The organism is Streptomyces cinnamoneus (assembly GCF_014650495.1).
Taxonomy (GTDB): domain Bacteria; phylum Actinomycetota; class Actinomycetes; order Streptomycetales; family Streptomycetaceae; genus Streptomyces; species Streptomyces cinnamoneus.
On sequence record NZ_BMVB01000011.1, the window covers coordinates 1 to 9,278 of the forward strand.

The 9,278-nt window shown below is 73.3% G+C and carries 11 protein-coding genes and 1 pseudogene; 10 read left to right on the top strand and 2 right to left on the bottom strand.

Annotation, left to right across the window (positions count from 1 at the left end; genetic code table 11):
* Positions 1 to 166: 166 nt before the first annotated feature.
* The gene (locus IE182_RS17465; RefSeq protein WP_190110777.1) at positions 167 to 715 is read right to left on the bottom strand and encodes a DoxX family protein; all 549 of its coding nucleotides are present in this window, start codon (positions 713 to 715) and stop codon (positions 167 to 169) included.
* A gap of 52 nt (positions 716 to 767) precedes the next feature.
* Positions 768 to 1,400, bottom strand: a complete 633-nt coding sequence (locus IE182_RS17470; RefSeq protein ID WP_190110778.1) for a TIGR03085 family metal-binding protein — start codon at positions 1,398 to 1,400, stop codon at positions 768 to 770.
* Between the two features lie 123 nt (positions 1,401 to 1,523).
* On the opposite strand from IE182_RS17470, the gene hisI reads away from it, so the two are divergent.
* The 10 genes and pseudogenes from hisI (at position 1,524) to IE182_RS17515 (ending at position 9,238) form a co-directional block, all read left to right on the top strand.
* Positions 1,524 to 1,907, top strand: a complete 384-nt coding sequence (hisI, locus tag IE182_RS17475; protein WP_190110779.1) for a phosphoribosyl-AMP cyclohydrolase — start codon at positions 1,524 to 1,526, stop codon at positions 1,905 to 1,907.
* An 11-nt stretch (positions 1,908 to 1,918) separates the two neighbouring features.
* Positions 1,919 to 3,475, top strand: coding sequence for an anthranilate synthase component I (locus IE182_RS17480; protein ID WP_190110780.1), 1,557 nt, complete (start codon positions 1,919 to 1,921; stop codon positions 3,473 to 3,475).
* An 82-nt stretch (positions 3,476 to 3,557) separates the two neighbouring features.
* A complete protein-coding gene (locus tag IE182_RS17485) occupies positions 3,558 to 4,208 on the top strand; it encodes a TIGR02234 family membrane protein (protein ID WP_190110781.1) in 651 nt (216 codons plus the stop codon).
* A 102-nt stretch (positions 4,209 to 4,310) separates the two neighbouring features.
* The gene (locus tag IE182_RS17490) at positions 4,311 to 4,538 is read left to right on the top strand and encodes an HGxxPAAW family protein (RefSeq protein ID WP_190110782.1); all 228 of its coding nucleotides are present in this window, start codon (positions 4,311 to 4,313) and stop codon (positions 4,536 to 4,538) included.
* 100 nt (positions 4,539 to 4,638) lie between these two features.
* Positions 4,639 to 5,070, top strand: coding sequence for a DUF2752 domain-containing protein (locus IE182_RS17495; RefSeq protein WP_190110783.1), 432 nt, complete (start codon positions 4,639 to 4,641; stop codon positions 5,068 to 5,070).
* Positions 5,071 to 5,218: 148 nt separating this feature from the next.
* The gene (gene trpC / locus IE182_RS17500) at positions 5,219 to 6,031 is read left to right on the top strand and encodes an indole-3-glycerol phosphate synthase TrpC (protein WP_190110784.1); all 813 of its coding nucleotides are present in this window, start codon (positions 5,219 to 5,221) and stop codon (positions 6,029 to 6,031) included.
* Positions 5,970 to 6,191: pseudogene (trpM, locus tag IE182_RS32795) on the top strand (tryptophan biosynthesis modulator TrpM); the annotation flags it as partial. The gene trpC and the pseudogene trpM, both read left to right, overlap by 62 nt.
* 136 nt (positions 6,192 to 6,327) lie before the next feature.
* Complete coding sequence (gene trpB / locus IE182_RS17505) at positions 6,328 to 7,572, top strand: tryptophan synthase subunit beta (RefSeq protein ID WP_190110785.1); 1,245 nt, start codon at positions 6,328 to 6,330, stop codon at positions 7,570 to 7,572.
* Positions 7,572 to 8,387, top strand: a complete 816-nt coding sequence (gene trpA, locus IE182_RS17510; protein ID WP_190110786.1) for a tryptophan synthase subunit alpha — start codon at positions 7,572 to 7,574, stop codon at positions 8,385 to 8,387. Before trpB ends, trpA begins: the two co-directional genes overlap by 1 nt.
* A 5-nt stretch (positions 8,388 to 8,392) precedes the next feature.
* Positions 8,393 to 9,238, top strand: coding sequence for a DsbA family protein (locus IE182_RS17515; RefSeq protein ID WP_373303578.1), 846 nt, complete (start codon positions 8,393 to 8,395; stop codon positions 9,236 to 9,238).
* The last annotated feature ends 40 nt before the right edge of the window (positions 9,239 to 9,278 follow it).

Consider the following 9,278-nt stretch of genomic DNA (forward strand, 5'->3'; position numbering starts at 1 on the left):
GCGTGCGTGCTGGGGGCGCCTCCCAGCGGTAGCTGGGGGAGTCGCGGGCCAGGCGGGACTTTGCGGACACGGCCTAGCCCGCGGGGCTTTCGTCCTCGAACGCCGGACGGGCTGTTCTTCGGCCCGTCCGGCTCTTTGAGTACCAGGGCAAGCCCGGCCCCCCGCCCTAGTGCCGGATCAGCAGGAACACGGCCCCCGCCACCAACGCCAGCACGATCGCCGCCACCCCGTACACCAGCCGGTTCTCCCGCAGCACCGGCACGTGGTGGTCCACCGAGTACCGCCCCGGCCCCGTCAGCGCCAAAGCCGTGGCCGACAAGGCGACCAAAAGGGTGAATTCCACCCCCTTCGGCAGGAAGAACCCGCCGTCCCACGTCACGCCCAGCGCGTTGACCATCGTGCCCAGCACCGCCGCGGCCGCCAGCGGCGTCAGCAGCCCCAGGGCGAGCCCCAGGCCGCCCAGCGTCTCGCTGAGCCCGGCGATGACGGCCATCGCCTTCGGCGCCGGATAGCCCAGCGCGGCGAAGCCCTTCGCGACGCCGTCGATCCCGGGCCCGTCGAACCAGCCGAACAGCTTCTGCGTGCCGTGTCCCACCATGATGATGCCGAGCATGAGGCGCAGCAGCAGGAGTCCCAGCGAGACGCCCGTGTCCGCTCCCGCCGGCGGTGCGCCGCCGCGGTCGCCGTACGCATAGGTTCCGCTGCGGTAAGCCATGATGGGCACCTTTCTCCGGATCCCTGGATCCCCCCGGACGGCCCCCGAGCCTCTAGATTCCCAGTGTCCCCTTCTGCAGCTTCGCCAGCGCGTCCTCGCCGCCGTCCAGCTCCACCGTGGCGGCGTCCTGGCGGCCGAAGGCGAAGAGGGTCAGCTCCCCGGGCTCCCCGGTGACCGTCACCACGGGCGTGCCCCGGCGGGCGACCGCCGTGCGGCCGTCGGGCCGGCGCAGCACCAGCCCCACCGGTGCCTTGCGCCCCAGCAGTCGTGCCGTCCGCTCCAGCCGGCTCCACAGCGCGTCCGCGAAGACCGGGTCCAGGGTGCGCGGCGACCACTCGGGCTGGGCGCGGCGCACGTCCTCGGTGTGGACGAAGAACTCGACGGTGTTGGCCGCCTCGTCGACCTGCTTGAGGGCGTACGGCGACAGGCGCGGCGGGCCGGTGCGGATGAGCTGGATCAGCTCCTCGTACGGCTTCCCCGCGAACTCCGCCTGTACGCGCTCCAGGCGGGCGGCCAGCGGCTTGAAGACGATGCCGGCCGCCGCGTCGGAGCGCCGCTCGCGCACCACGACGTGCGCGGCCAGATCGCGGGAGCGCCAGCCGGCGCACAGCGTGGGCGCGTTGGGGCCCACGGTCTCCAACAGGTCGGCGAGGAGCAGACGTTCGCGCTGGGCGTGAGTTGACATGGCGTCAGCCTACGGCCGCGCCCCCCGGCGGGGCCACGCCCACCCGGCCCAGGCGTGTTGGCATCCCTGGCAGCAAGCTGCGACCGCGGCCCCCGGCCGCCCGCGAGGGGGCAGAATGGGGCCATGACCGGCAACGCCCCCTCCTCCGGCCCCTCGGCCGGCTCCGCTCTCGACCCCGCCATCGCCGCCCGCCTCAAGCGCAGCGCCGACGGCCTGGTCCCCGCCATCGCCCAGCAGTACGACACCGGCGAGGTGCTCATGCTCGGCTGGATGGACGACGAGGCACTGCACCGCACCCTCACCACCGGCCGCTGCACCTACTGGAGCCGCAGCCGCCGGGAGTACTGGGTCAAGGGCGACACCTCCGGGCACGCGCAGCACGTGAAGTCCGTGGCCCTGGACTGCGACGGGGACACCCTCCTGGTGAAGGTCGACCAGGTCGGCCCGGCGTGCCACACGGGCACCCGCACCTGTTTCGACGCCGACACCCTCCCGCTGGGACAGTAGGCTCCGCTGCCATGGCTGCCACGTCCGCATCTGTCGCCCACGGGTCCGGCGGGGATGTCACCCCCGACGCCGACACCTTCCGCACGCTGGCGAAGGACCGCCGGGTCATCCCGGTCACCCGCCGCTTCCTCGTCGACGGGGACACCCCCGTCGGCCTCTACCGCAAGCTCGCCGCCGAACGGCCCGGAACGTTCCTCCTGGAATCCGCGGAGAACGGCCGGACCTGGTCCCGCTACTCCTTCATCGGCGTCCGCAGCGCCGCCACCCTCACCGTGCGCGAGGGGGAGGCCCACTGGCTGGGCACCCCGCCCGTGGGCGTGCCCACCACGGGTGACCCGCTGGCCGCCCTGAAGACCACGGTGGAGGCCCTGCACACCCCGCGCGACCTCATCGAGGGCGCCGGACTGCCGCCCTTCACCGGCGGCATGGTGGGGTACCTCGGCTACGACATCGTCCGCCGCCTGGAGCGGATCGGCGAGCACCCCGGCGGTGCCGACGGCCTGGACCTGCCCGAGCTGACCATGCTGCTCACCTCCGACCTCGCCGTCCTCGACCACTGGAACGGCACCGTCCTGCTGATCGCCAACGCGATCAACCACAACGACCTGTCGACCGGCGTCGACGAGGCGTACGCCGACGCCGTCGCGCGCCTCGACGCGATGGCCGCCGACCTGTGCCGCCCGGTCCCCACCGACCCCACCGCCCTGCCGCCCTCGGAGCTGCCGGAGTACACCGCCCGCTGGGGCGGCCCCGACTACATGGCGGCCGTGGACGACATCAAGGAGCGCATCCGCGCGGGCGAGGCGTTCCAGGTCGTGCCCTCGCAGCGGTTCGAGACGCCCTGCACGGCCTCCGCGCTGGACGTCTACCGCGTGCTGCGGGCGACGAACCCGAGCCCGTACATGTACCTGTTCCGCTTCGACGGGTTCGACGTCGTCGGCTCCAGCCCCGAGGCGCTGGTCAAGGTCGAGGACGGGCGGGCGATGGTGCACCCCATCGCCGGCACCCGCCCGCGCGGGGCCACCCCGCAGGAGGACGCGGCGCTCGCCGAGGAGCTGCTGGCCGACCCCAAGGAGCGCGCCGAGCACCTGATGCTCGTCGACCTCGGCCGCAACGACCTCGGCCGGGTCTGCCGGCCCGGCAGCGTCGAGGTCGTCGACTTCATGGCGATCGAGCGCTACAGCCACGTGATGCACATCGTCTCCACGGTCACCGGCCGGCTGGCCGAGGGCCGCACGGCCTTCGACGTGCTCACCGCCTGCTTCCCGGCCGGCACCCTCTCCGGGGCCCCCAAGCCCCGGGCCATGCAGATCATCGAGGAGCTGGAGCCCACCCGGCGCGGCCTCTACGGCGGCTGCGTCGGCTACCTCGACTTCGCGGGGGACTCCGACACCGCCATCGCCATCCGCACCGCGCTCCTGCGCGACGGCACCGCCTACGTCCAGGCGGGCGCCGGCGTCGTCGCCGACTCCGACCCGGCCGCCGAGGACGCCGAATGCCGCAACAAGGCGGCGGCCGTCCTCAGGGCGGTGAACACGGCGAACCGCCTCGGCCGGCCGGGGCACTAGGTCGGCCGTACCCCACGGGGGCGTACGGCCGACGTACGCCCCCGTGGGCGCGGCCCCCGGCCGACAGGGGATAGTGGTAACCGTGAGCGCAGCCGTACCCCATCCCCGCCCCGCCGCCGCCCCGCACTCCGCGGGCGGCGCCCGACGCAGCGTCGCCGTCGCCCTCCTGCTGAGTGCGGCCGGCGCCGCGCTCGTCCTGCTGGCCGGCGGCCGCACCTGGTCCGAGGGCACCGCCCCCGTCGCCGAGGGCAGCAGCGTCCCGGAGCACGCCAGCGGCCAGGACGTCACCGCCCTGCCCGGCGCCCTGGCCATCGTCGCCCTCGCCGCCCTGGTCGCCGTCTTCGCCGTGCGCGGCGCCGGCCGCACGCTGGTGTCCGTGCTGCTCGCACTGAGCGGCGCCGGCATCGTCGTCGCCGCGCTCACCGGCGCCGACGACACCGCCGCCCTGGAGGAGAAGGCCGCCAAGGTCTCCGGCCTCACCCGCGCCTCCATCGAGAACGTCGGCCACACCGCCTGGCCCTGGGTCGCCGTCGCCGGCGGCGTCCTGCTGCTCCTGGCCGGACTGCTCGCCCTGCGCTACGGCCGTCACTGGCCCGCCATGTCCGGCCGCTACGAGCGCGAGGGCGCGCCCCGCCCCCGCCGCACCCGGACCGCCCCCGACCCGGACCGCCCCGAGGAGCTGTGGAAGGCCCTCGACCGCGGCGAGGATCCCACGGGCGGAACCGGCCGGTGACACACGGCCAACCCCGGCGCACGGCGGCCCGGGGCGTCGGGGAGAATGACCCCGAGCGATCTCTGCGCCCGCAGGCGCGTCACAGCAACGAGGAGTCAACTCATGTCGGCTAGCGACCACGGCCACACCCCTGCCGCCTGGACCGGCGTCACCATCGCCTTCATCGGCTTCTGCATCTCGGGCGCGTTCGTCGTGATGGCGAAGCCCGCCGGTTTCTGGGCCGGCATGGTCGTGGTCGCCCTCGGCGGCGTCGTCGGTCTGGTCATGCGCTCCATGGGCATGGGCCAGGCCCCCAAGCGCGCCCCGAAGCCCCAGGCGCAGAAGGTCTGACCCCTTCCTGCCCCCGCCTAGGCGCGGCCCGGGCCCGTACGGTCGTAAGAACACGGGCCCTGAGCTGCGCCTTCGTGCTTTCCGGCCGACACTCGGCTGTGTGAGTGTTCCTGCCCGCGGCCCGCGCCGCGCCCGTACGGCGGCCCGGCTGGCCGCGCCGCTGGGCGTGGCGGCCGGCCTCGGCGCGGCCGTCGCCTGGGTCGCCGTCGTGGACCCCAACCGGCCCGGCCGCTACCCCGCCTGCCCGCTGCTGCGCTGGACGGGCCTGTACTGCCCCGGCTGCGGCGGCCTGCGCGGCCTGCACGCGCTGGCGCACGGCGACGTCGTCACCGCGCTGGGCGCCAACGCCCTGGCCGTCGCCGGTTATGCCGTCTTCGCCGTGCTCTGGGGGGCGTGGCTGGTCAGGGCAGTACGGACGGGTGGGGGTATGCCGGTCGATTTGCGGGCAAAACACTGGTGGGTGCTGGCGGGGATCGTCCTCGCCTTCACGACGGTGCGGAACCTCCCGTTCGGGGCCGTGCTGGCACCCTGAGGAGTTACTCGCGGGTTCGGATGGCAGGAACCTGCGTCAACCGGATGCGAAACCTTCGCCCTCCGGCAAGTACCATCGCAGTTGCCTGGTAGGTTCGTGCCGAGCCGCACCAGTCCAGACCAGCCGAGTCCGGAAGGGGGCCGCTCGCGTGAGTGTGCTCGACGAGATCATCGACGGAGTCCGTGCCGACCTCGCGGAGCGGCAGGCGCGCGTCAGCCTCGACGAGCTCAAGGAACGCGCGGCCAAGGCTCCGCAGGCCCGCGACGGCGTCGCCGCCCTGCGCGGCGAGAACGTCAGCGTGATCTGCGAGGTCAAGCGGTCCAGCCCCTCCAAGGGCGCGCTCGCGGCCATCGCCGACCCGGCCGGCCTCGCCGCGGACTACGAGGCGGGCGGCGCGGCCGTCATCAGCGTCCTCACCGAGCAGCGGCGCTTCGGCGGCTCGCTCGCCGACCTGGAGGCCGTCCGCGCCAAGGTCGACATCCCGATCCTGCGCAAGGACTTCATCGTCACCGCCTACCAGCTGTGGGAGGCGCGGGCCTACGGGGCCGACCTCGCCCTGCTGATCGTCGCCGCGCTGGAGCAGGAGGCCCTCGTCTCCCTCATCGAGCGGGCCGAGTCCATCGGGCTCACCCCGCTGGTCGAGGTGCACGACGAGGAGGAGGTCCAGCGCGCGGTGGACGCCGGCGCCCGCATCATCGGCGTCAACGCCCGCAACCTCAAGACCCTGGAGGTCGACCGCGGCACCTTCGCCCGCGTCGCCCCCGAGATCCCGGACGGCATCATCAAGATCGCCGAGTCCGGCGTGCGCGGCCCGCACGACCTCATCGCCTACGCCAACGAGGGCGCCGACGCCGTGCTGGTGGGCGAGTCCCTCGTCACCGGCCGCGACCCCAAGGGCGCCGTCGCCGACCTCGTCGCGGCCGGGGCCCACCCGGCCCTGCGGCAGCACGGACGGGGCTGACCGAGCCATGAGGGCGTACGCGCGTCTGGCCCGGGGGTGCCGCCCCCGGGGCTGCCGTGCGCCCGCGCGCCGCATACTCGGGCGTCGCGTGCGGTACCACATCGGCTGTGAGCCGGGCCAGATCAACGGGATGCGATGGCGCCGCAGCGCCGAGCTGTAGCTTCCCGTCATCGCCGGGTGCAGCGCCGTCGCCCCCTCCCGCCGTGCGGCAGGAGGCGGCCACCGGCGGCGGGCGTTCGCGTCCGACCGCCCGCCCGTCACCCGGATCGCCCACAGATCCGCTGAGGAGTACCTCCGTGTCCTCTGACTTCTTCGTTCCCGACCCCGAGGGGTCGGTGCCCACCGCCGCCGGCTACTTCGGCGCGTTCGGCGGCAAGTTCATCCCCGAGGCGCTCGTCGCCGCCGTCGACGAGGTCGCCGCCGAGTACGAGAAGGCCAAGGCCGACCCCGCCTTCGCCGCCGAGCTCAACGACCTGATGGTCAACTACACCGGCCGTCCCAGCGCCCTCACCGAGGTGCCGCGGTTCGCCGAACACGCGGGCGGCGCCCGCGTCTTCCTCAAGCGCGAGGACCTCAACCACACCGGCTCGCACAAGATCAACAACGTGCTGGGCCAGGCGCTGCTCACCAAGCGCATGGGCAAGACCCGCGTCATCGCCGAGACCGGCGCCGGGCAGCACGGCGTGGCCACCGCCACCGCCTGCGCCCTCTTCGGCCTCGAATGCACCATCTACATGGGCGAGGTCGACACCCAGCGGCAGGCGCTCAACGTCGCCCGCATGCGGATGCTCGGCGCCGAGGTCATCGCCGTGAAGTCCGGCAGCCGCACCCTCAAGGACGCCATCAACGAGGCGTTCCGCGACTGGGTCGCCAACGTCGACCGCACGCACTACCTCTTCGGCACCGTCGCCGGTCCGCACCCCTTCCCGGCGCTGGTCCGCGACTTCCACCGCGTCATCGGCGTGGAGGCCCGCCGTCAGATCCTGGAGCGCGCCGGCCGGCTGCCGGACGCGGCCGTCGCCTGCGTCGGCGGCGGCTCCAACGCCATCGGCCTCTTCCACGCCTTCATCCCCGACGAGGGCGTCCGGCTGATCGGCTGCGAGCCGGGCGGCCACGGAGTCGAGAGCGGCGAGCACGCGGCCACCCTCACCGCCGGCACCCCCGGCATCCTGCACGGCTCCCGCAGCTACGTCCTGCAGGACGAGGACGGCCAGATCACCGAGCCGTACTCCATCTCGGCGGGCCTCGACTACCCGGGCATCGGCCCCGAGCACTCCTACCTCAAGGACATCGGCCGCGCCGAGTACCGCGCCGTCACCGACGACGCCGCGATGCAGGCCCTGCGCCTGCTCTCGCGCACCGAGGGCATCATCCCGGCCATCGAGAGCGCCCACGCGCTGGCCGGCGCCCTGGAGCTCGGCCGCGAGCTCGGCAAGGACGGGCTGATCCTGGTCAACCTCTCCGGCCGCGGCGACAAGGACATGGACACGGCGGCCCGTTACTTCGGGCTGTACGACAACGCTGCCGAGGGGGCCGAGTAATGGCGGGCAACATCGAACTGCTGAACTCGGTCCTGGCCGCCGCCAGGTCCGAGAACCGCGCCGCGCTCGTCGGCTACCTCCCCGCGGGCTTCCCGACGGTCGCCGACGGCGTACGGGCCATCACGGCCATGCTCGACGGCGGCTGCGACGTCGTCGAGGTCGGCCTGCCGCACAGCGACCCGGTCCTGGACGGCCCGGTCATCCAGACCGCCGACGACATCGCCCTGCGCGGCGGCATCAAGATCACCGATGTCCTCCGCACGGTCAAGGAGGCGCACGAGATCACCGGTGCGCCCGTCCTGGTGATGACCTACTGGAACCCGGTCGACGCCTACGGCGTGGAGCGCTTCGCCGCCGACCTCGCGGCAGCGGGCGGCGCGGGCTGCATCCTGCCCGACCTGCCGGTCGAGGAGTCCGAGGTCTGGCGCAAGGCCGCCGAACAGCACGGCCTGGCCACGGTGTTCGTGGTCGCGCCGAGCAGCCGCGACGACCGCCTCGCCAAGATCACGGCAGCGGGCAGCGGCTTCGTCTACGCCGCCTCCCTGATGGGCGTGACGGGCACGCGCGAGTCGGTCGGCCAGGAGGCCCAGGACCTGGTCCGCCGCACCCGCGCCATGACGTCGCTGCCGGTGTGCGTCGGTCTCGGCGTCTCCAACGCCGAACAGGCGGCCCAGGTCGCCCAGTTCGCCGACGGCGTCATCGTCGGCTCGGCCTTCGTCAAGCGGCTGCTGGAGGCACCCGACCTGGACAGCGGCCTCGCCGCGGTCCGCACCCTGGCGGGCGAACTGGCGGAGGGCGTGCGCAAGCGCGCGTAACTCTTTTGAAGGAAACGACGGCCGGGGGTGCGCTGGTGCGCACCCCCGGTTCGTTGTACCGGGACGTGAGCCAGAAGAACAGCGACGGAAAGCGCAGCGCCCGCGAGCGCCTGCAGGAACAGCGCCAGCAGGAGGAGTCCCGGGCCAAGCGCAAGCGGACCCTGATCGCGGGCGTCGTGGTGGTGGCGGTCCTCGGCGCGGGCGCCGGCATCGCGGCCCTGGTGGCAGGCTCCACGAGCGGCAAGGACAACAAGCGCAAGGCGTCCGGCCCCGTGATCGCCCCCCAGGGCGCGGTGGGCAAGGACGCCCTCGCCATCCCGGTCGGCGACCAGGCCGCCAAGGCCACCCTGGTCGTCTACGAGGACTTCCGCTGCCCGGGCTGCGGCCAGTTCGAGAACGGCTTCCGCGACACCATCCACGACCTGCAGGACAAGCGCCAGCTCAAGGCCGAGTACCACCTGGTCGCCCTGATCGACAAGAACCTCCACGGCACCGGCTCCGTCAACGCCGCCAACGCCGCGGCCTGCGCCCAGGACGCCGGCAAGTTCCTCGCCTACCACGACGAGCTCTACAAGAACCAGCCGCCGGAGACCGACGACGCCTACGGCAAGAAGGCCCGCCTGCTGGAACTGGCCGGCAAGGTCGACGGCCTGAAGACCCCGGCCTTCGAGAAGTGCGTCAACGAGGGCACCCACGACAGCTGGGTCCAGAAGTCCCAGGACAACTTCACCACCTCCGGCCTCCGCGGCACCCCCACGGTCATCCTCAACGGCAAGAGCCTGTACGACGACCCGACGAAGCCGCTGACGCCGGAGAAGTTCCGGCAGATGGTGGCGGAGGCGCAGAAGTAGGGGTCGCCTGCGAGGGATTGTCCATGGATGGCCGGAATTT

What these genes read in the sequence shown, in the direction of transcription:
- IE182_RS17480 (WP_190110780.1), top strand. Translation starts at nt 1,919, where the DNA reads ATGGCTGCCACGTCCGCATCTGTCGCCCACGGGTCCGGCGGGGATGTC.
- hisI (WP_190110779.1), top strand. Translation starts at nt 1,524, where the DNA reads ATGACCGGCAACGCCCCCTCCTCCGGCCCCTCGGCCGGCTCCGCTCTC.
- IE182_RS17465 (WP_190110777.1), bottom strand. Translation starts at nt 715, where the DNA reads ATGGCTTACCGCAGCGGAACCTATGCGTACGGCGACCGCGGCGGCGCA.
- IE182_RS17470 (WP_190110778.1), bottom strand. Translation starts at nt 1,400, where the DNA reads ATGTCAACTCACGCCCAGCGCGAACGTCTGCTCCTCGCCGACCTGTTG.
- trpA (WP_190110786.1), top strand. Translation starts at nt 7,572, where the DNA reads ATGGCGGGCAACATCGAACTGCTGAACTCGGTCCTGGCCGCCGCCAGG.
- IE182_RS17490 (WP_190110782.1), top strand. Translation starts at nt 4,311, where the DNA reads ATGTCGGCTAGCGACCACGGCCACACCCCTGCCGCCTGGACCGGCGTC.